Source organism: Rufibacter sp. LB8 (genome assembly GCF_014876185.1).
Classification (GTDB): Bacteria; Bacteroidota; Bacteroidia; order Cytophagales; family Hymenobacteraceae; genus Nibribacter.
Genome location: NZ_JADALJ010000001.1, coordinates 4,516,422 through 4,538,062, shown reverse-complemented (window position 1 = coordinate 4,538,062; position 21,641 = coordinate 4,516,422). Strand labels below are relative to the sequence as shown.

Annotated in this window: 19 protein-coding genes; 9 read left to right on the top strand and 10 right to left on the bottom strand. The window is 50.9% G+C overall.

Annotation, left to right across the window (positions count from 1 at the left end; all coding sequences use genetic code 11):
* Positions 1-193: 193 nt before the first annotated feature.
* The 6 genes from IMY23_RS18970 to IMY23_RS18945 all read right to left on the bottom strand — a co-directional run bounded on the left by IMY23_RS18970 (position 194) and on the right by IMY23_RS18945 (position 6,929).
* Positions 194-1,177 carry an acyl-ACP desaturase gene (locus IMY23_RS18970; RefSeq protein ID WP_192823588.1) on the bottom strand — a complete coding sequence of 328 codons (984 nt, stop codon included), beginning with the start codon at positions 1,175-1,177 and terminating at the stop codon, positions 194-196.
* 340 nt (positions 1,178-1,517) lie between these two features.
* Positions 1,518-2,474, bottom strand: coding sequence for a glycosyltransferase (locus tag IMY23_RS18965; protein ID WP_192823587.1), 957 nt, complete (start codon positions 2,472-2,474; stop codon positions 1,518-1,520).
* Positions 2,474-3,715, bottom strand: coding sequence for a hypothetical protein (locus IMY23_RS18960; RefSeq protein WP_192823586.1), 1,242 nt, complete (start codon positions 3,713-3,715; stop codon positions 2,474-2,476). Before IMY23_RS18960 ends, IMY23_RS18965 begins: the two co-directional genes overlap by 1 nt.
* Positions 3,716-3,953: 238 nt before the next feature.
* Positions 3,954-5,063 carry a DegT/DnrJ/EryC1/StrS aminotransferase family protein gene (locus tag IMY23_RS18955; RefSeq protein ID WP_192823585.1) on the bottom strand — a complete coding sequence of 370 codons (1,110 nt, stop codon included), beginning with the start codon at positions 5,061-5,063 and terminating at the stop codon, positions 3,954-3,956.
* A gap of 482 nt (positions 5,064-5,545) precedes the next feature.
* Positions 5,546-6,520: a hypothetical protein gene (locus IMY23_RS18950; protein WP_192823584.1), complete on the bottom strand. Its 975-nt coding sequence runs from the start codon at positions 6,518-6,520 to the stop codon at positions 5,546-5,548.
* 4 nt (positions 6,521-6,524) lie between these two features.
* Positions 6,525-6,929, bottom strand: coding sequence for an FdtA/QdtA family cupin domain-containing protein (locus IMY23_RS18945; protein WP_192823583.1), 405 nt, complete (start codon positions 6,927-6,929; stop codon positions 6,525-6,527).
* A gap of 218 nt (positions 6,930-7,147) precedes the next feature.
* Between IMY23_RS18945 and IMY23_RS18940 the strand changes: the two genes are divergently transcribed.
* The 4 genes from IMY23_RS18940 to corA all read left to right on the top strand — a co-directional run bounded on the left by IMY23_RS18940 (position 7,148) and on the right by corA (position 11,112).
* Positions 7,148-8,074 (top strand): sulfotransferase, encoded by a 927-nt coding sequence (locus IMY23_RS18940; protein ID WP_192823582.1) that lies wholly within the window; start codon positions 7,148-7,150, stop codon positions 8,072-8,074.
* A 126-nt stretch (positions 8,075-8,200) separates the two neighbouring features.
* Complete coding sequence (locus IMY23_RS18935; protein ID WP_225986555.1) at positions 8,201-9,103, top strand: hypothetical protein; 903 nt, start codon at positions 8,201-8,203, stop codon at positions 9,101-9,103.
* An 82-nt stretch (positions 9,104-9,185) separates the two neighbouring features.
* Positions 9,186-9,779, top strand: a complete 594-nt coding sequence (locus IMY23_RS18930; protein WP_192823581.1) for a YigZ family protein — start codon at positions 9,186-9,188, stop codon at positions 9,777-9,779.
* Positions 9,780-9,987: 208 nt separating this feature from the next.
* Positions 9,988-11,112 (top strand): magnesium/cobalt transporter CorA, encoded by a 1,125-nt coding sequence (corA, locus tag IMY23_RS18925; protein ID WP_192823580.1) that lies wholly within the window; start codon positions 9,988-9,990, stop codon positions 11,110-11,112.
* A gap of 162 nt (positions 11,113-11,274) precedes the next feature.
* Here corA and IMY23_RS18920 read toward each other — a convergent pair whose 3' ends face one another.
* Positions 11,275-11,868: a YceI family protein gene (locus tag IMY23_RS18920; protein ID WP_192823579.1), complete on the bottom strand. Its 594-nt coding sequence runs from the start codon at positions 11,866-11,868 to the stop codon at positions 11,275-11,277.
* Between the two features lie 409 nt (positions 11,869-12,277).
* Positions 12,278-14,983, bottom strand: coding sequence for a hypothetical protein (locus IMY23_RS18915; protein WP_192823578.1), 2,706 nt, complete (start codon positions 14,981-14,983; stop codon positions 12,278-12,280).
* Positions 14,984-15,156: 173 nt separating this feature from the next.
* Between IMY23_RS18915 and dtd the strand changes: the two genes are divergently transcribed.
* Both dtd and IMY23_RS18905 read left to right on the top strand, forming a co-directional pair.
* The gene (gene dtd, locus IMY23_RS18910) at positions 15,157-15,609 is read left to right on the top strand and encodes a D-aminoacyl-tRNA deacylase (RefSeq protein WP_192823577.1); all 453 of its coding nucleotides are present in this window, start codon (positions 15,157-15,159) and stop codon (positions 15,607-15,609) included.
* Positions 15,610-15,806: 197 nt separating this feature from the next.
* Positions 15,807-16,136, top strand: coding sequence for a nucleotide pyrophosphohydrolase (locus IMY23_RS18905; protein WP_192823576.1), 330 nt, complete (start codon positions 15,807-15,809; stop codon positions 16,134-16,136).
* Positions 16,137-16,335: 199 nt separating this feature from the next.
* Here the strand turns inward: IMY23_RS18905 and IMY23_RS18900 are convergent, their stop codons facing one another.
* Both IMY23_RS18900 and gcvT read right to left on the bottom strand, forming a co-directional pair.
* Positions 16,336-17,046: a 2-phosphosulfolactate phosphatase gene (locus IMY23_RS18900; RefSeq protein ID WP_192823575.1), complete on the bottom strand. Its 711-nt coding sequence runs from the start codon at positions 17,044-17,046 to the stop codon at positions 16,336-16,338.
* Between the two features lie 225 nt (positions 17,047-17,271).
* Positions 17,272-18,366, bottom strand: coding sequence for a glycine cleavage system aminomethyltransferase GcvT (gene gcvT / locus IMY23_RS18895; protein ID WP_192823574.1), 1,095 nt, complete (start codon positions 18,364-18,366; stop codon positions 17,272-17,274).
* A gap of 423 nt (positions 18,367-18,789) precedes the next feature.
* On the opposite strand from gcvT, the gene IMY23_RS18890 reads away from it, so the two are divergent.
* The 3 genes from IMY23_RS18890 (at position 18,790) to IMY23_RS18880 (ending at position 21,496) form a co-directional block, all read left to right on the top strand.
* Positions 18,790-19,404: a TetR/AcrR family transcriptional regulator gene (locus tag IMY23_RS18890; RefSeq protein WP_192823573.1), complete on the top strand. Its 615-nt coding sequence runs from the start codon at positions 18,790-18,792 to the stop codon at positions 19,402-19,404.
* 115 nt (positions 19,405-19,519) lie between these two features.
* Positions 19,520-21,010 carry an ATP-binding protein gene (locus tag IMY23_RS18885; protein ID WP_192823572.1) on the top strand — a complete coding sequence of 497 codons (1,491 nt, stop codon included), beginning with the start codon at positions 19,520-19,522 and terminating at the stop codon, positions 21,008-21,010.
* Between the two features lie 42 nt (positions 21,011-21,052).
* Positions 21,053-21,496 carry a response regulator gene (locus IMY23_RS18880; RefSeq protein ID WP_192823571.1) on the top strand — a complete coding sequence of 148 codons (444 nt, stop codon included), beginning with the start codon at positions 21,053-21,055 and terminating at the stop codon, positions 21,494-21,496.
* The last annotated feature ends 145 nt before the right edge of the window (positions 21,497-21,641 follow it).

The window sequence follows — 21,641 nt, the reverse complement described above, 5'->3', positions numbered from 1 at the left end:
ATTCAAGTACCCGAACCCTTGTTGGTGTTTTCACCAACAAGCAAAACTCCCGATGCAATAAGGTTTTTAAGTTAGAATATTCATTATAACAATGAACATACGATTTAAAAAATACAAACCAAAAACGCCTCGCAATTTCTTGCGAGGCGTTTTTGGCTTCATTTCAAATCTAGAGCCCGAAAACGGGAATTTCCTAGCTGTCAATCCATTTGAATTTGTACTGCAGTTCTGGCACGCGCAGGCGGTCGGCTACGCGTTTGAGGCGGTTAGGTAGCGCCATGATATAGTCACGGGCTTTCTCACCGGCAGAGTTGAGACCAGTCATGCTGGAGATTTTCCACTCTCTGATAAGGGTTTCCATGATCTCCACGTAGTCACTAGAGGTGTACACGCCAATGCGCTGGGCGGCGTCTGTGAAATGCCCGAAGGTCTGGCCCTGGTCAATGCCCAGTTCACGCAGGTAATGCGCGGGCATCACAATTTTCTTGCGCATCATGTCTTCAAAGGCCAGCATCATCTCAGACGGGTCAACCTCAAAGATTTTCTTCACGAAGGTTTTATAGGCCTTCGCATGGCGTCCTTCATCGGCGGCGATGAAATTACAGATACGGGACAGAGTTGTCTCGCCGGCTTGTTTGGCCAGCGCGCCAACGCGACGGTGAGATACGTTCGTGGCGGTTTCCTGGAAAGAGGTATAAACAAAGCTGCGGTACGGGTCATCATCGGTTTTAATGTCCATGCCGTCGGCAATCAGGTATTGGGTAGAAGCTTCCATCTGGCGCATGTCAATGCGACCGGTCAGATACAGGTAGCGGTTGAGCAGGTCGCCGTGGCGGTTTTCCTCAGAAGTCCAGCCGCGGTTCCACTTCATCCAGCTAGAGTCTGGGTTGCGGTTCACGTCATGAATGCTCATGATCCAGCTTTCATAGGTGGGCAGGGCTTCCTCCGTGATGGTGTCGCCAATAAGCACGGCCAACAGGTCATAAGACAGTTCACGGGCGCGCTCTTTCAGGTCTCTGATTTCGTCAAAGAAAGATTCATTACGGGCATCTGGCAGAAAATCAGCGGGTTGCCAACTATCTTCTACAGACTTCAGGAATTCAGGCAAGGCTCCATCTAAAAAGCCCTCTAAATGTGTCATCACCTCTGAACGCGAGGCCGGAATGTTAGCGATCATATTTTCACGGGAAATGGAGTGACAAATGTATATATATAAACGCATAAAGCTGCCAATGGCAACGCGTGGGCTTAATACCCTTTCTCTATAGCGCTATAGATTATCTAGTGCATACGTAAAAATACCTAGAAAGATGACCACCTTATGATAAATAGCGAACTCTATCACATTGTCTGCCTTTTTCAAATATTAGCCGAGGCAACAATTAAAAAAAGCAGTAGAAATGGTCTTCATTCTGCGTAGCACCCCAAAAGTAGCAAAGCGTGGCCTTATAAAAAAACCTAGGCGCCAATTCACCCAAGGGTGCAAGCCTGTACCAGAAATCTTCTACCTTTTCTCTCTATTTTTGGTACCAAAGACGCTGGTACCACCTTCTCACAAACCCCAGCGGTATTTTCTGTTCTGTTAACCAGGCCAAGGCTTTATATCTGGCGGTGAGGCCGTGTTGTTTTTCAAGCAGCTGCAGGAGTTGGGCTGCCTCAGGAAAGTTCTGCGTGAAATAAGCGTGCCTGGCTTCGTATTTTATGCGTTGGATGAGCGCTTGCCGTTCCTTTTCTGTCCAAACCAAATCTATCGCCTTTTCAATGACTTTGACGGTGGAGGCCAGTTGGCGGTCGCCGGGTTTATACACTTGCCGGGACAGCGAGTTGGCGTGCAACCGACGTTGGCAGAGCGTTTGGTCCAGGAAAAAGTACTTCCAGTTTCTGGCGGAGCGCACCCAAAAGTCAAAGTCCTCATAGGCCAGTTCTGGGTCATAGCCCTGCAATTCCTCCAGCACCTGCCGCCTGATCATCATGGTAGGCGGACAGATGAAATACCGGCCCAATACATCGGCAAACACATCTCCGCTGGCGGGTTCCGGCATGAGTTTCCCTTTGGCCTGGCGCAGGTAAAATTTTCCGGCTGGGGCCGAATTTTCAGAGATGTATTCGGCATCTGTGTACACCACCCCGTAGTCTTTCGGCAAGTCTTTAAACGCCTTCACCTGCTGCGTGATTCTGTCTGGGTGCAACACGTCATCCGTGGCGAAGTCAATGATATAGGCACCTTTGCTCTGAAAAAAAGCCTGGTTGAAAGACGCGCAGTTGCCCAGGTTCTGGGTGTGTTGAATGAACTTTATTTCTGGGTGCAGCGCCACGTACTCTTGAATAATGGCCACGCTGTCATCGGTACTCAGGTCATCCACCACAATAATTTCCAGGTTGGGGTAGGTCTGGGCGAGCACAGAATCTAGCGCTTCACGCAGGAACGGCGCATGATTGTAGCACAGGCAGATGACAGAAACCAGCGGTGGCATTACTTAGAAATAAAATAAGACCTGAACAGGTACAGGTAAAACAAAAAGTACAACGCAAACCGAAGGAAATGCGCCAACGGCAAGCCTTCTAACCCAAACGTGGGCACCGCCCAACTCACCAGCGCCACATACACCATCCCAGACCCCAACTGACTGGCAATGAACAGTTTCACGCGCGCCTGCACGGTCACAATATAGGAAAGAATCCAGGTGGTCATCTTCAGGAAATCGCCCAGCAGTTGGTAATCCATCAAGTCACGGGCCGCCAGAAATTCCTTTTGGAAAAGCAACTGAATAAAGAAGTCGCGCTGCCAGCTCACCACCAACAGGGCCACGCCAACCAAGGGTACCAGCAGTAGGAAAATACTGCGCACGTACTCCCGCAAGGCTGATGGTTGGTTGAGCAAGGAGGCAATCTTGGGGTAGTACACCATGCTCAGCACCGACAAAAACACCACCGTGTAACTGTCAGAAATGCGCACCACAGACTGCCAGAGCCCGGTTTCATACATTGAGAAGCGCTCAATGGCCATTTCCCGCACGGCAAAATCCACCAGATGGGCGCCCACCAAGGTTGCCACTGCCATGAGACCGTATTTGCCCAATTCCTGATAGGCTAGTTTGGGAATTGCTTGCTTAAGTTTCGGAATCAGTCCTTGGCTGAGCGCCACTACGGCGCCTACCACCGCGCCCACGGCCTGTCCCGCCAGAAACAACAGCAAGACCGTGACCAAATCCACGCTTCCGGCAGCCCACCATACGGCGGCCACACTGGTAAGGCCAGAAAGAAAATTGATGCCCACGTACGCCCGAAGCGCCTGCCGCGCCAACAGCAGACTATGCCAGAAAAGCAGCACCACCAGCAGAAAGAACAGCAGCGGCAACCAACCCAAATTGGTTTCCTGGCCTTTAAACCGCTCCAGAAAAAAATCTGAAAACACCAGCACGGCCAGCACCGCCATGAGAAAAAGGCCCAGGTTCAGGAAGGCCCCGCCCCAGAAAAAAGCGCGGTAACGCTGGCTGCCCGGTTCATTTTGAGCCAGATGCCGCAGAAGTCCCGTGTTGATGCCGTTAGCGGAAAGCGTGGTGAGAATAGCGATGAGGTTCAGGAAGTGCGCCAGCAGCGTGATGCCGTTGGGCCCGTAATACACTGCCAGTAACTTATTGATGATGAGCGTGCTGCCCGCCTTGGTGACCGTAGACACCCCAGACCACAGGGAATTCCCTAAAAACTGCCGCATGTGCTGCTTCCGCCCCATGGCGCAAACTACAAAGAAATTTAGGTTTTGCCGGCGATGGCACTTCCGTTTTCGGGCTCATTTTCAGAAATGAGCCCGAAAACGGGTGATGTATAGATTAGGTCTTTCTTATTTTAGAATAAGCTTTCCGAGAATTCTAAATGACATAACGCGGGTGATATTTTCATTTTACAGCTCATTTGCCATCTAGAGCCCGAAAAACGGAAATGGTCAGAACATATTATCTCCTGAAGAACGCTTCAATCTGAGTGATGATATAGTCCTGCTCCGCTTCAGAGAGCCCGGGGAACAAAGGCAGGCTGAGACAGGTCTTCGCCAAGTTTTCTGCTACCGGAAATGCCCCTGGCTTAAATCCCAGGTGCCTATACGCAGGTTGCAAATGCGGCGGAACCGGGTAATGGATGAGCGTGCCAATGCCTTTGTTTTGCAAGAAAGCCTGTAATTGGTCGCGCTGCGCAGTTCTGATGACATATAGATGGTACACATGGTCCACCCCTTCGCGGGTAGCCAGCGGCAGCACCAAATCCCCAACATTAGCTAGCGCGATATGATACCGTTGCCCCAACCGCTGACGCTCATGGTTCAATTGGTCCAACACCTTGAGTTTCACGCGCAGCACGGCCGCCTGCAAAGAATCTAACCGACTATTGATGCCCACCTGCGCGAACACGTATTGCTCCTGCTGCCCGTAATTATGGTGTTGCCGCACCCAGTTGGCCAATGCCGGGTCTTGGGTGGTGACTGCGCCACCATCGCCCGCGGCGCCCATGTTCTTGGTGGGGTAAAAACTGGTGGCGTTGATCTGCCCGAAGGTACCTACCCTCCGGCCTTTATACGTAGCCCCGTGCGCCTGCGCGAAATCTTCTAGTAAGTATAAGTTTTGCTTTTGGGTAAGGTGCAGCAAATCGGTCAGCTCACAACTCTGGCCATACAGGTGAATGGGAAGTATAGCTTTGGTTTTGCCGGTGAGTACGGCTGTTACCGTAGCCGCCGTCATGTTATACGTCTCCCCATCCGGCTCCGCGAAGACGGGCGTTGCGCCCACCTGCATGACGGCGTTCACCGTGGCAATATACCCGTTGGACGGCACCACCACCTCCTGCCCCGGCCCAATACCCAAGGCCTTCAGGCACAGCACCAGGGCATCATACCCGTTGCCCACCCCAATAACTTCTCCTTCTCCCAACAACTGCGCGAACTCCTGCTCAAACGCTGTCACCGTCGGACCCAGAATTAACCGTTGCTGCCTCAGCTCCTGCACCAAGGCTTCCTCCACCTGCTGGGTCAGGCCGCCAGGGAAATCACGGAAGGAAAAGAAGGGGATTTGCATTTTGTTAAAATCAATGATGAAGCTAGTAATAGCGGTCTGTTAATTAAGGGATCAGTCTTCTTCTCCTGAAAGTGGCTATTAACCGAATCCAAACAAACTTCTTCTGCTGAACTTAAGAACATCCGAAGCTTAGGTTACTGGGTTACTTGCCACCTTTTAATTAAAAAACGGACGAATGCCCGGGCTGCATAATGGCCACCTATCAATGTAAGGATAAAATTGAACCGGGTAGCTTCTGGGTGCCCGCCTGATGCACTAGTGGTAGAATAAAAGAGATCGAATATAAAATTGGTGCCATGTGTATGGTAATAACAATCGTCGGGTATTATTATACCTTGTAGAAGGGCAAAATTCATGAAGAGCACACCCAAAAGTACTGCGGGGTACACTAAAATTTTTAATTGGATTTCTGTCATTCCCTGGAAATAAGGTTTCAGCAAAACTGTAGTGTAAGCTTCAGTATAATTCTAGTGGAGCGTTGTTTACTTCAGGTCTTTTTTAAAAATAAACTTTAGGCTTTCTTTCCCTCCTAAACTTCGTTTGAACCGCATTAAAGGTATATTCAAGGCTCCCCCCACCAGGGAAGTTCCTAAATCCAGACAGGTGTACCCATTTAGTTGGGCGAACTGGTATATTTCCTCCGTCAAGTGAATGGCAGGGCTAAAGTGGTTGTAAGACACAAGGCTGCCTGGGTAAAAATTATACAAAATCTCAGAATTCACTTTTACCACCAAAGACAAAGCCACTAATTCTTCGCCATCACGCAACGAAAAAATGAAATAATGGTCAGGCAAGGAGGTTATTTGGGTTTGAAGTTTGGGTAATGTAAGGGAGAGCGTCTGTTTTTTCTCTTTTCTGCATCTTTCCAGAAATGAAAAAGCCTGTGGCAGGAAATCCAACGGTTCCTGCCGAAACTTAAACTCTTTGAGGTGGCATTTTTTAAGGCGTCTTCCTGCGGCTGGGGATAGCAGGCTATGAAATGGAATACCTTGCTCAACTGGCAAATAATGGTGCTGTTCAGACGCCACTATTGAAAATCCTCTCCGCAACAAAATATCTGTTAAGATTGCGAAAGGAGCTGAAGCATAAATGGAAGGCGCGGTTGTGAGTTGGACAGACGTTGCACCTTCTTTTCTAATGTCTACTTCTACCAGTTCTAAGAACCAGTGAAGCACCTCACTATCAACAAGATGTTGCACTCCCCCAAAAGGTGCCTGACATGGGCTTACAAAGGAATCTGCTGTCCTGTGCACCGTTAGGCAAGCTACTACCCACTTTTTCCTGGAGTCAAAAAGGGAATAATGGAGGGCTGAGTTTTCACAAGGTTGCAGTTCTAAAAAGGCGGGCTTTAAAAACAAGAATTGGTCAAAGGCCGGAGGGTACTCCAGGGCAGCAGCTTGCTTTAAAAACTGATACTTCCCTATATTTCCGATGAGCATAGTGTCTGGTACAGCCATTCAACTACCTAATTTTTCCTTGTTTGAAAACTTGGTAGTCACGAATGTAATCTTCTTCCGCAAAGTCTGTAGATGCCAGGCAAAGTAAAACAGAAGTTGGTTGCAAGTAAATTTTTGACCAATGCAGGGTGGGTAAAAAGAGTCCGGCGTTGGGCTGGGCAAGTGTAAAGGTTTCTTTGTTGCCTTCAACATCTTCCACCTCAATGGTTGCGGTTCCTTGCAGGCATAACAAAACCATTTCTGTGTGTACATGTGCGTGCTGGCCCCGTACCACTGAGGCTGGGGTGTCATATACCCAAAACACCCTTTTAATGGCAAAAGGCAGCTTATGGCTATGCTGCGTGGTCACCAGAAACCCCTCAGCAGCCTCCCCCAAAGTATCAAATGCCAGCAGATAAGGTTTTGTCACAGCGGTACTCTTGTTTTAGCCTGCTAATATACGGCTTTGAGACAAGGTTCTACTGCGCTAGGGCCATAAATGCAGAATTCACACCCAATAGATTATCTGCGGAATAACTTACACTGCTTTGGCTGGTGAGAAACGTCAGCGTAGGCCACTTCCAGAAAAATTCGGGTGCATTCTATATCTTTAAACCTTCTACACAGATAATAAACCAAAACCCCAGCATGGACACCGGAGAGAACTGGCCAAATCTATTTATTCCTGGCGCTGCCAAATCAGGGACCTCCAGCCTTCATTTATACTTAGCGCAACATCCTGACATCTTCATGAGTGCTGACAAAGAGCCCGCTTTTTTTTCTTCCCCACCCAGATGGGAAACACACATGAAAAATTATCTGGCCTTATTCGCGCAGGGTGCCGACTATAGATACAAGGGAGAATCCTCTACTGATTACATGATGTCAGAGGTTGCCGTTAAGCAAATTAAGGCCGTTTCACCCAAGGCTAAATTCATTTTTATTCTTCGGAACCCCATAGACAGGGCGTATTCTCATTACCAATGGCTGAAAGGAATGGGATTTGAAAAGGCCTCTTTCCAACAGTCTTTTCTTCTGGACAACGGGCGGGCATTGGGGCAGTTAAATAGCACGGCCGTGGGTACTACTTCTTATTACCAAGAAGGGCTGTACACCCATTGGCTCAGTGCGTACTTCCAAACGTTTGGGAAAGAGAACATCTACCTCATCACCTCAGAAGATTTACGGCAAGCACCCTTGGCTACTGTGAACGGCTGCTTTCAGTTTTTAGGCTTGCCTCCGGTCTTTTCCTTACAGGAAATAAAGGCAAACGACACCAAACAGGTTGGCCGGGCAGGCTTGTACCGATGGTCCAGAACCGTTGCGTCAGGCCAGAGCCAAACGTTTCTAAAAAGCATTTACCGCCGCGTATTCCCAGATGCCCTCCGCATTGTATGGAGGAGATGGTTTCTGCAGGTGGTGGAAAAAACAGCGGGCGCCCCCAAGAATAAACCTGACAGTAGTTCATTGGACATTGCCCAAAGAAACTGGGTGGCCAGCTTTTACCGCGAGGATGTGGCGACGCTAAAGAAACTGACCGGCCTGCCTTTGCATCAGTGGCCAGATTTCCTGTAAAAGACCGCCAAATTTGTCTTGCGGCCGGTTTATCCACCACGGGCCAGGGTCCAGTTTTAAGAAATCCCTTCGCTTCTTTTTGAATCTGCTATCTTTGCGGCCCCGTTTTCCAGGGATCCCTATCATATGCTGTATTTAGTATTGTGCGTGTTGTTCAATGCGCTGTTGGTGTTCATTTTCAAGCTGTTCCAGAGGTACCGGGTGCAAACGTTCCAGGCCATTGTGGTCAATTACTGGATCTGCCTGGTGACCGGTGCGCTGTTTGACCAGACGGCGCTGCCCATCATGGCCCAGAACGTGGGCTCCCCCTGGATGCTGTCTAGCTGGGTGTTGGGCTCCTTGTTCATCGGGTCTTTTTATTTGATAGCTTTGACCACGCAGCGCATTGGGGTGTCGGCGGCCACGGTGGCCATGAAGATTTCACTGGTGATTCCGGTGCTGTTCAGCTTGCTGGTGCTTCAGAATACATTAAAAGAATACACTTTCCTGAATTACATGGGCATTGCGCTGGCCTTGGTGGCCATTGTGTTCACCTCGCGCCGAAAGCAGGAGCCTGCCGCCGCGCCCATGGGCGTCATGGCGTGGGCTTTGCCGCTGGTGGTGTTTCTGGCTGCCGGTCTGGGCGATGTGATCATCAATTACACCAATGACCAGTGGTTGCAGCCCGAGCAGGCGGGCGCGTTTACCATCTCCACGTTCACGGCGTCGGCGGTGATTGGGGCGCTGGCGCTGGGTTACCAGGCGTTGGTGCAGAAAACTAAAATCGAAGTCAAGAGTGCGGTGGCGGGTATTGGGCTGGGCATTCCTAACTTCTTTTCTATCTTCTTTTTGATCAAGGCACTTTCGGCGTTTAACAATGACGGCGCGTTTTTGTACCCAATTAATAACATCTGTATTATTCTGCTGGGCACGTTTGGGGGAATTCTGTTTTTCAAAGAACGGCTGAGCGGCACCAACTGGCTGGGTTTGCTGCTGGCGGTGCTGGCCTTGGTCTTGCTTTCGTACCAGGAAATTCAACAGGCCTTCTAAAGCCGTTTTTGGGCTCCAGTCTGGAAATGAGCCCGAAAACGGCTTTTGGCGACTAGTCATTTTTGATTGTACCTTCGCAGGCATGGCAGAAGACACCTACCGCACCCTTCGCGCCCCGGTAGAGGGTTTGTACAAAGAGAAAGGCAGCAAGTTCATTGCCAGGGCGTACGCGGTGCGCTCTGAGGAAGAAGTGAAAGAGATTCTGCAGGCCCTCCGCAAAGAGTATTTTGATGCCCGGCACCACTGTTACGCCTACCTGCTGGGCGCTGACAAAGCCACCTACCGCGCCAATGATGACGGCGAGCCCAATCACTCAGCAGGGGATCCAATCTTGGGTCAGATTCGGGCGGCGGGCCTGAGCAACGTGCTGGTAGTGGTAATCCGGTACTTTGGGGGCGTGAAACTGGGCGTGGGCGGATTGATCCATGCCTACAAAACCGCCACCGCAGAAGCTTTGGCCCTGGCCCAGATAGAGGAACGCCATGAAACCGCCCTGCTCACCGTGCAATTCAGCTATGAACAAATGAACGACATCATGCGCGTGGTCAAGGACTTTGATTTGCCCGTGCTGCAGCAGGATTTTCAGTTGGATTGCCGCCTCACCGTGGAAGTAAGGACCAGCCTGGTGCCGCAGGTACAGGCGCTGTTTGAGAAACACGGCCTGGTTCAACAATAGGTTTTCGCTTAAAACTCCGTCATAGAAACCCTGAGAATTGGGTTGGCGCTTTCTGTTTTCGGGCTCATTTCTGAAAATGAGCCCGAAAACAGGAAAACTTTCCTTACTTCGGGGTTACGTACTGGGCACCGGCAACCACCGCCCGCGCTCCACCGTTTTCACGGGCCTACGTAAAAGTCTCAACTCATCAACAAGCCACCGTGCCTGCATGACCAATCACCACACGCCCAAACCGCTCAGGCCCTCCACCCTTTCCCGCAAAGTGGGGCAGCGCCCGGGCACGCTCTCCTTGCCAGAAACCGCCCTTCCGCCGCGCCTGTTTTTGATGTCGTATAGCCAGGAGTCTTTTCTGGAGCAGGAATGTGCGTCGTACACGGCCTTGCAGGAAGCGCTGGCCGCCAACCCCAACCTGAACCATTGGATTGACCTGCGCGGCTATTCTGATTTAGGCCTGCTGGAAAAACTGCGCGATGATTTCCAGATTCACCCGCTGCAGATGGAAGACGTGCTCAATGATTACCAGCGCCCCAAGGTGGAGGAAGACAGCGGCCGGTTGTTCATTGTGTCGCGCATGATTACCTTCAATGACAAACACCGCCTGGAAGACCGGCAATTGTCTATGTTCACCGGCCCGAATTATGTGCTCACCTTGCAGAGCGATTACGTGGATTGCCTGGAGGCGCTGCGCGAAAGATTGCGCATAGGCAAAGGTAGCATTAGAAAACGGCCCATCTCCTACCTCATGTACGCCGTGCAGGACACCATCACTGACTACTACTTCCCGGCTATGGCCAGAATTGGCGAGTACGCTGAGGAACTGGAAGACTGCCTCTTTGACAACCCCAGCCGTTCTTTGCTCTCCCAAATCCTGGACCTCAAGCGCGAAGTGGTGAAAGTGCGCCGCATTGTCTGGCCGGAGCGCGACAAGATCAACGAGCTCATGCGCATGGAAGATGACCTGGTGCCCGACGAACTGGAGATTTATTTCAAAGACGTCTATGACCACACCATCCAGCTCATGGACCTGGTAGACAACTACAAAGAGATGACCAGCAGCCTCTCAGACCTGTACCTCTCCAACGTGAGCCACCGCATGAACGAGGTCATGAAAGTGCTCACCATCATCTCCACCATCTTCATTCCGCTGAGTTTTATTGTGGGGCTCTACGGCATGAACTTCTCCCGTGAGAACCCGCGCGGCGGCATCAACCCGCTCAACATGCCAGAACTCTACCACCCCTACGGCTACCTGACCTTGCTGGTAGTCATGGCCCTGGTAGTCACGGGCATGGTGTATTATTTCTATAGAAAAGGCTGGCTCCGGAGCAACTAAGTGAAAGACACAAGTATCAAGATGTAAGGCGCAAGACTTTCTATTTTAATTAAAAGGCCGAAACAAAAAAAGTCCGTTTTAGAGCTCATTTCTGAAAATGAGCCCCAAAACGGACTTTCTGCTTAGGTGAAATACTTGCTAAAACCCGAAGGTTTGGGTGCCTTATTTCTGGGCTACCAGGTCAACGGCCAACACAAAGTCATTGTTGATGGCTTTGTCGCCCAGGTTGTCAAAGAAAGAACCTGAACCGTATTTGATGTCATATTTGGTTCTGTCTACTTTGATGTTGGCTTTGGCTTTGATTTGGTTGCCCACGTGCGTGATGGTGGCCGGGAACTCAATGGCGTTCTTAATGCCTTTGATGGTCAAATCACCTTTCACCACATATTGGCCTTTGGTTTTGGTAGGCGTCACTTTGGTGATGGCCAAGGTAGAAGTCTGGTATTTGGCAGTCCCGAAGAAATCATCTGACTTCAGGTGACCCACCAGGTTCTGGTTCATCTTGGCATCGGTGATGTCTGTAACGGTGATAGAAGACATGTCAATGGTGAAGGTTCCACCCAAAATGTTTTTCCCGTCTGAGGTCAATTTGCCGTCTGCCACGCTAATCAAGCCTGCGTGCTCGCCGGTTACTTTAGAACCTGTCCAGGCTACTTTAGATTGGTTTTTCACCACTTTGTAGTCAACACCTTTGCCCGCAAACCCGAAGGTCACCATGGCCAATACTACCGCTAAAACTGTGTTTCTAAATTTCATGTCTTTGAGTGTTTAATGTTTTGATGATGCAAATGTATAAACATTTATTGTATATACATATGTTGTGGAAAAAATATTTTTTGTTCCAGTTTAAAGGAAAATTGATTGAGGAAGGATTTCGATGACTGCCCTCTGTTTCCTACCGTTTTCAGGCTCAATTCTGAAAATGAGCCCAAAAACGGAAAATCAGAAAACCACACTGTTTGTGCTGTCACGCTGTCCGGGATTCAGGCTGTTCGGGATTGATAAATCCGAAATAGCGAATTAAGTGGGGATTTAAGGTTTTTTCTGAGGAGCGAATAGATAGAAAAATCCGAAAGCGACTGGAAGGATTTGTTTAAACTTCTTTATCACTTCTCGTTTTCGGCTTCATTTCCAGAAATGAGGCCGAAAACGGAAATACAAAAGCTTAATCTCTTCCCTGCAGGGTGATTTTCTGCACTAGGTTGTTGTAGGCTGCAAAGAGAATGTACTGGTTTTCCACTTCGTTGAACCGCACGCTCACTGGGTAGCTGGCATTGATGGGCTCCTCCCCCAGCGGCTTGGCCTGCACGTCAAACACGTAGGCTTTGCGCGGTCCGGTCTCCGTGATCACATACAACTTGCGGTCTCCCCCAAAATGGAAATACTGCACCACTTTCTTAGACGAAGTCACAAATCGCCTATCTAGCAGCAGTTTCTGGTCCTGGCTGAACAGCGCCACGCGGCCCGGGTCTGAGCGCGCAATGATAAACGACTTGCCAGAGGCTTCGGGGATCATCTCAAATGAGCTGCGCTTGTGCGGCCTGAGCATCTGCTCACGCTGCACAATTTCGCCGGTCAAATCAAAGGTGACCACCTCACCGCCCTGCGTGACCGTGGTGAACTGTGACCGCCTGAACGAGATGCCCAACTTAGAGAAAAGACCCGACTTGAGCGTGGTGTTCAGGTTAATGGGGAAGCCCGGGTACGGGTCGCCCTGCTCGCCCAGCGCATAAATGTAGCCGTTCTCCAGCACCACCAGCAGCACGTTCCGGCCGTTGACCTTGAAATGCTGGGGCGGCGCGGCCAGTCGGCCGTCCAGCCGTAAGGGGTTGAAGCCCGGTTGCAATGTGCCCTGCATGTCTAGGATGAAGAGGTTGCCCAGCGCATCATCCACGGCCAGCTTGTACGTACCGTTGCGGTCATAGTCAAACATGGTGAGGCGCTGCAAGAGCAAGGAATCGCCTAGCGTGAACGGGAAATTATCAATGTCGCGCCCATTTTTGTCAATGCCGTAGATGCTGTTGGCCGTGGCGAAGAAATATTTCAGGCGCTTGTCTTCGCCGTAGGGCAGCTGCAGCACCGGCCCCACCACGCGCGCCGAGAGCGTGTCGGTCCAGTTGCGTTTGTTCAGGTTGGCGGCCAGGCCCTGCAAGACCAGCGCCGAATCCTGCACCACCACTTCCTCAGAATTGTCAATGGGGTATTGCGTGAGGAACGGACCGTTGAGCACCTGTTTTTTAAGATTGAACACATCTTCCTGCCTGATGCCTTCGCGCGCCAGCGCCTCTTTCACGGTAGATTCTTCCTGGTGGCGCAGCAAGATGCTGGTGTAGTACTGGTTTTCGGCGGCGCTGAACTGGAAACTGAAGTAGTTGAATTTCTTGAAAATAGACGAATTGCCCTGCAAACTCACTCCTTTCTGCGGATTCATGGCCCGCACCAGCAGGTTCCAGGCGTTGGCCGTGTTAATGAAAAGGCCCACGTTGTCTTCCTGCTGCATCTCCTCCAGCAACGGCTGCAGCGCCTTGGACTTGCTCCACACGTTGCCGGCTTCCACGTCATTGAGCAGCGCGCGCATGGTGGCCACGTCATCGGTGAACAGAATATAATCTACCAGCGTGGTGTAGTAAATCTGCTCAAACCCCTTGAAGGCATCCCCGAACAATTGCTGGGGAAGTTCCTTGGCATTGAGCAGCCTGATGGTGCGGGTGCCGTGTTTTTCTGAGGTGCCGCCGGTGGGGTTTGGCTGCAGCCGGTTAAGCAATGACTGGGTGTAGGCTGGGTTGGAGGCCTGCGCAAACAAGATTTTCTCCGGCGATGACCGGACATCATGTGACTCCAGGTAGCACAAGGCCAGCTCCCCTGAGAACGAATTGGCCAGCGTGTCTACAAACGCCGCGTTCACCTTGCCCGGTTCCTGCCTAAGCGCGCCCATCTGGTTCAGGCCCAAGTGCAGCACCACCGCCGCCCGGTTAGGCATGAACTCGCGCACCTTAAAGCTTTTGGCGCTGTGGTCCTGCAAACGGCTGAACAAAGAACCTTCCACGGTTTCTGGGTTAGAGAAGCCGTTTAAAAAGAGGCGATTATTCTGCAGTTTGAGTTCCAGCATACTATTGCGGCACAGGCTACTGAGCAGGTTCACGTCATCCAGCAGATCTTTCTTCAAAAACACGCCCAGCAAATCTGGCAGGTGCCGGTAATTGATGAACACATTGGCGAACACGTCTGCCTGCGTAAGGTAATTGGTGTTCTTGTATTCCTTGGCCGGCGACTCCAGCTGCCCGCGGTTAATCTTGCGCACAATCTCCTCCACCAGCACCGGACTGGGACTGATGATCAGGTTGTTATGATAACTGAAAAACGAGAGGTTGTCTTTGTTGGTCTTATGAATGACATCGGTGATCTGCACGCCCTGGTAGTCGCGTACTTCCTGCCTGAACTCGCCGGCCTTGCCCACGTTTTCCATGAGCGTTCTTACGTAGCGGTGCTCGGCCACCGTGCTCACGGGCACATAATAAATGAGTTCTGGTTCTGAGCGGCCCATCACGTGCAGAGACACCAGAATATTCTTTTTGGTGAGGAAGTTGCGGAGTTGAGTTCTGGTGGTGGACAGGCTGTCTAGCAAGGCCAGTTGGTCTTCCAGGCGCAGGACAAAGGGCATTCTGGACACCGAGGCCCACAAATCTGACTGCTGCAGCTGGTCCACAAACCGGGGCGCGTTGTTGGTTTCCACCACAAAAACGGCATCGTCGGGCACCAGGGTCCAGAGGTTCACCTTTTGGCGCGCCTCGGTCCACTTAGAAAACCCATAGAAGCCCAGCGCCACCAGCACCACCGCCCCACAAAGCCAGTAAATTGTCTTTTTTGGCATTCTGCAAGTCTAAGCCCCCAAACAGATTCAGGGAATTCAGGAACTACAAAAATAACGGAAAAACCGCCGCTTCAGCGTACGCTGCCCATCAATTTAGAGAATAGGGCTCAAAAGGCCACAGATGCGGTTTTATTTTTAACTTGCCGCCCAAGCAACAGTCAAAAACAACCATAATGCGGGTATTACTACAGCGGGTGCGCCAGGCCAGCGTCACCATTGACGGGCATATTCAAGGACATATTGACCAGGGCATATTGGTATTGGCCGGCTTTACCGCTACTGACACCCTTGAGGATTTGGCCTGGACCGCCAAGAAGATTACCCAACTTCGTATTTTCTCTGATGCCGATGACAAGATGAACCTGAGCGTGCAAGACGTGCAAGGCGGCCTTCTGCTGATCAGCCAGTTCACGTTGTACGCGCAGACCAAGAAAGGCAACCGCCCCAGCTATAGCAACGCCGCCCCGCCCGCCGTGGCCATCCCGCTGTACGAGCAGTTTCACCAGCTGCTGGAACAGGAACTAGGCAAACCCGTGCCCACCGGCATCTTCGGGGCCGACATGCAGGTGAGCCTGGTCAACGACGGCCCGGTGACCATTTTCATAGATTCGCAGAACAGGGAGTAATACTTGGTTTCCGTTTTTGGCTCCGTTTCCAGAAATGAGCCCGAAAACGAAAATTTCACTATGAAAGTGATGGCACCGAAAAAACAGGATAGAAGCTTACTTATTTTGTTGGTGAGAACGCCAACAAAATAAGTAAGCTTCTATCCTGCGCACCCAGCAATTAATCATCAGCCAATAACAATCAGCAATTCATAAACATGACCATAGAAGAAGCACAACAGACGGTAGACACCTGGATCAAGGAAGTGGGCGTAAGATATTTCTCGGAGCTCACCAACCTGGCCATTCTCACCGAGGAAGTGGGCGAAGTAGCGCGCATCATCGCCCGCCGCTACGGCGACCAGAGTTTCAAGAAAAGCGATGAGGACGTGGACTTGGCCGGCGAGATGGCCGATGTCTTGTTTGTGCTCCTGACCCTGGCCAACCAAACCGGCGTGAACATGACGGAGGCCTTCGCCAAAGGCATGGAGAAACGCACGTCAAGAGACAAAGATCGCCACCAGAACAACCCTAAACTCCGCGGCTAAAAAAATTTCCGTTTTTGGGGCTCATTTTCAGAAATGAGCCCCAAAACGGTAAAATGTAGATTCTGTAGCTTCGTTAAACTGCTGCTATACCGCACCTCAAAAGACCTAGGAGTGTCTGGAAGCCCTGCGAGTGTCTTTACCAATTCCGTTTTCGGCTTCGTTTCCAGAAATGAGCCCGAAAACAGAAATCAAGTATAATTTACTTTTGCGCAATTAACAGAAAATCGCCTTGCAGCACGGGCACTAAATCATAGACGTCTTCTTGCAGGCAGAACTCAATGTCGGGCAGAATGTGCAGGCGCTCCAGGCGTTGCACGTGACTTGATTTAGACAGGAAACCCAGCAAATCAGCCTTGGCAGTTTGGTAGAGGTGGTAGGCGGCCAGGGTGGCGTCATGGTCCAGGGTGAAGTGGCCTTCCAAGCGCTCTGCCAGGGCTCCGGCAAACAGCGTGTCTTCCAGATTGAACAGGCCTTTCCAGCCGGCGCACACCACCACCACGTCTTTGTTCGCTTTTTTCACATAGTCGGCCACGGCGCCCAGGTTCAGGAAGGCTCCAACTAAGACTTCATCGGCGGCCCTAGACAGTTGAATGGCCTGGGTGCCGTTAGTGGTGGTCATGGCCAGAAATTTGCCGCGCACGCTTTCTTCCTGGTAATGAAACGGCGAATTGCCCAGGTCAAACCCATCGGCTTTCACGCCGTCGCGCTCCGCGGCCACCAGATAGCCCTGTTCTTTGTATGCCAAACATTCGTCTAACTGGCGCACCGGCGCAATGTGCGTAATGCCGTGGGCCAGCGCGGTGACCATGCTGGAGGTGGCCCGCAACACATCTACGGCAATGGCAATCTTCCCTTTCAGGTTATACAAGGGCAACAAATCTGGGCTAAAACAAACGTCTATGGAGGGCATTTTTAGGAAGTTCTGAGTTCTTGAATTCTGAGTCCTGAGTCTCTTGAATAGAGTTCTGAGTCTTGAGTCTTGAGTTCTGAGTCCTGAGGTTCTATAAAAATAGTGGCGTTTTCGGGCTCATTTCTGAAAACGAAGCCAAAAACGCCACAACTTGTTCCATGGCTTGAACCTCGGTTCGACCTGAATTTCCAACTCAGGACTCAGAACTCAAGACTCAGAACTCGTTTATACCGCTGGTTTATAGAAAGGTAGTTTCACAATCTGCGCTTTGAGTTGCTTGTTGCGCACTTTGATCAGGATTTCGGTGCCGGGGACGGTGTAGTCGGTTTGCACGTAGCCCAGGCCTACGCCTTTGCCTAAAGATGGCGACATGGTGCCCGAGGTAACTTCGCCAATAGTTTCGCCGGCGGCGTTCACAATTTCATAGTGGCTGCGCGGAATGCCCTGCTCCATCATCTCAAAGCCTACCAATTTGCGGGTTACGCCTTGCTCTTTCTGGGCTTTCAGGTTCTGGGCGTTGGTGAAGTCTTTGGTGAACTTGGTTACCCAGCCCAAACCGGCTTCCAGCGGCGAGGTTTCATCAGTGATGTCATTGCCGTACAGGCAGTAGCCCATTTCCAGCCTTAGCGTATCACGGGCACCCAGGCCAATGGGTTTGATGCCGTGTTCGGCGCCAGCCACCATGATTTTCTCAAACACTTCTTTGGCGTTTTCATTGGGAACGTAAATCTCAAAACCGCCCGCACCCGTGTAGCCCGTGGCCGAAATAATGACGTTGGGCACGCCCGCGAACTCGCCTTTGTCAAAAGTGTAGTAGGCCATGTTGGCCAAATCTACCTGCGTAAGACTCTGCAGTGCCGCTGCGGCCTTAGGTCCCTGCACTGCAAACAAGGAGAGGTCGTCCGAAATGTCTTTCAACTCGGCGCCGTTGGTGTTGAATTGGCTGATCCAGTTCCAATCTTTCTCAATGTTGGAGGCGTTGACCACCAGCATATATTCATCCTGGGCCAGGCAGTACACCAGCAGATCATCTACAATACCGCCGTTTTGGTTGGGCAGGCATGAGTACTGAATTTTGCCCGGCGTGAGTTTAGAAGCGTCATTAGACGTAACCCGCTGAATCAAGTCCAGCGCCTGCGGTCCAGACACCAGAAACTCCCCCATGTGCGACACGTCAAAAATGCCCACGGCCTTGCGCACGGTGTGGTGTTCGTCCAGGTCAGATGAGTAGCGCACCGGCATGTTGTAGCCGGCAAACGGCACCATTTTGGCTCCCAGCGCTTCATGCACATCATTGAGTGCTATTTTCTTTAATTCCATATAAAGGTCTTGCTTATAGTCAGGTGACAGTTAAACAAAAGTAGGCAATTAGACCGGTTTTCTAAACTCAAAATCAACGAGCAAAAGAGTCCTTAAAAAATTGCACCAGCACAAAATCAACCATATGCCCATCTTGTTATAGTTTAATTTTAACCCCTAAGAACAAAAGCATAAAGGGCGGTTTATTATTGAATTTAGTTGGTCTAGGCCCAGCTTTGACGATATTACAACAATCATTTCTTTCCATAAACCATAAATACCGCAAAAGATTTAACTAAAAATACAATAACCTTTCTCAAATCTGGCTCGTATTCTTTTCTTTATGGTATGATTTCTTGATGCGGAAGCCGGGCTCATCTTACTTCGTCTGGTTTAAAGTTAAATTTCAGCACACCGCTCGGGAACACAAAGATGGGGGGAAGTATGAGTTTCAGGGAGACAATCTTAAATGAGGCGTTGGTCATTTTTGAGCATAAGGGAATTGAGAATATTTCTCTTGAAACCCTGCTGGATGACCTGGAAATTTCAAGGGGAACCTTGCTGGGTATTGCCGGCACCAAGAAAGAACTGGTACAGCATTGCATTCAGCATTCCATTAAAGAACGGCAGGCGGCCCTAAATCAGGTGCTGGCCACTACAGAGCATCCGCTGGAAGCCCTGCTGCAGATGCTGCAACTTACCCTGGAGGAAGTGTATTCCCTGAATCATGACTTTGTGCAGGATTTGCGGGACCATTACCCTTTGTCTTGGGTGCGGCTGCACCTGTACATGCGCACGCTCTCTGAGGAATACCTCAAACCGCTGCTGCAGCAGAGCATAGCGCTGGGGTACCTGCAAGCAGACCTTCTGCCAGAATTGGTGGTGCGCATGTTCCTGAGCCAGATGCAAGGCCTCACCAACCCAGCTCTGTTCCCGGCCAACCGCTTTGGGTACCAGGAGTTGTTTAAGGTAGTGGTGGTCTATTATCTGCGCGGGTGCGCTACCCCTTTGGGGCAAGAACAGATAGAGGAATACACCTGCCGGGCTTTGGCCCAGTAGGATACTTCCGTAAAAAATATATTTTTGTGCAGCCGCTTTGCCTGAACGGGCAAAGAACGGCTGCTTTTGCCTATACCCTGCCACAGATGGGAATCTGTGGTTAACTGAACCCTACATGAATCTTTCAACCAAGCTGTTTGCTGGCTTTGTACTGATTTCCTTTATTTTCACGGCGGTGGCCATTGTGAACTACCGCCTTTCTGAAGATGTGATCGCCAACTCCAACTTTGTGGCCGACTCACAGAACATCACGCGTACCTCGGCCTCTCTGCAGCGGAACCTTATTGACATGGAGACCGGCATGCGCGGTTTCCTGCTCACAGGCAATAAAACCTTTCTGGACCCTTATTATGTGGCGGCCCGTGACCTGCCTGGCCTGTTCTCCCTCCTGAAAGATTACGTGAAAGAGAAACCAGAGCAGCTGAGCCGCGTGAAGGAAATTGAGGAACTGCACCAGAAATGGCGCTATGATTTCGCGGAGCTTTTGATTGTTGAGAAGGAGAAGGAAGTGGCCGCCGGGGCCACCGTGCGCGGCATCACCACCCTGGACCACGGCTATCTGGTGCTCAATGAGGAAGGCAAGCGCCTCACAGACCGCATGCGTATCTATTTCAAGGCTTTCAACAGCATTGAGTACCAGGTGCGCGAGGTGCGCAAGAACCGCCTGGAGCAAAGTATAGCAGATACCCGCCGCATTTCCACCACCCTCACCATTATTTCTGTGGTCCTGGGCATGGTCTGGGCCTACTACATCACCCGGCTTATCTCAAGGCGCATCATGAAAATGGTGAACCTGGCAGACCGCATCTCTTACGGCGAGTACAAAACCCAGATTGAGGACAATGAGAACGATGAACTGACCCGTCTTTCTGACTCGCTCAACCGCATGGCGGCCACCATTGACAAGACCTTCTCTGAGCTGGACAGCAAAAACAAAGAGCTGGACCAGTTTGCCTACGTGGTGTCGCATGACCTGAAAGCCCCGCTGCGCGGCATAGAGAACGCCTCAAGGTGGGTGGAGGAAGACATGGGCAAGGAGTTGCCGCCGCACGTGCTGGAATACCTCATGATGATGCGCGTACGGGTGCACCGCATGGAAAACCTGATCAACGGTATTCTGGCCCTGGCCCGCATTGGCAAGTCAAACCTGGAAGTGGAGACCGTAGATGTGCAGGCGCTGCTTTATGAAGTGGTAGACATGCTCAACCCACCGGCTGGTTTCAAGATTCATTTCTCAGACCGTATGCCCACGTTAAAAGCCGCCCGGGTAGAGTTGCAGCAGGTGTTTTCCAACCTCATCAGCAATGCCATTAAGTACCACCACCAAGACACGGGCAACGTGACCATAGAGTACAAAGAGACCCCAGAGATGCATAAATTCTCAGTGATAGATGACGGCCCGGGCATTGAACCGGAGTACCATGAGAGAATATTCGTGTTATTTCAAACCTTACAGGAGCGCGATGCCGTAGAAAGCACGGGGGTGGGCCTGGCCATTGTGAAGAAAATCATTGAACGGCGCGGCGGCAGCATCTGGGTACACTCAGACCTGGGCAAAGGCGCCACCTTCACCTTTCAGTGGCCCAAAGAAACCCTGGCTGCTTGAGAATCTTAATTTAGAGACCTACTTAGAACTTAAAATATACTTATGAGTGAATCCCAAGCTAGTATTTTGTTAGTGGAAGACGATTACCTTGACGCCATGAGCGTGGAGCGTGAATTGAGAAAAATCAAGGTGATGGTTCCGCTGCACAAAGCTAAAAATGGGCGTGAGGCGCTTTCCATGCTTCGCGGCGATGCCGGAGTACCCAAACTGAACCCCGCCCCCACCATTATTCTGCTGGACATCAACATGCCCAAAATGAATGGCATTGAGTTTCTGGAGGAATTGCGCCGAGACCCGTTTCTGTCCCACATCAGCGTGTTCATCATGACCACGTCCAATGAAGACTCAGACCGGCTGGCCGCCCAGAACCTGCGCGTGAACGGCTACATTGTGAAACCGCTCACCTTTGACACCTTCAATGACGGCGCCTCCAGCCTGGACAGTTTCAGTCTGTTCCTGGATCTGTTGAAGCTGAAACCGCAGTAACAGAACTTTCTTACAATCCTTATACCGGAAAGCGTTTTCGGGCTCATTTCTGTAAATGAGCCCGAAAACGCTTTTTCTATGACCAAATTTTTGAACTTCCTCTAATAAAGCATAAGCGCTACCCGAACATTTAAGAAATGACACC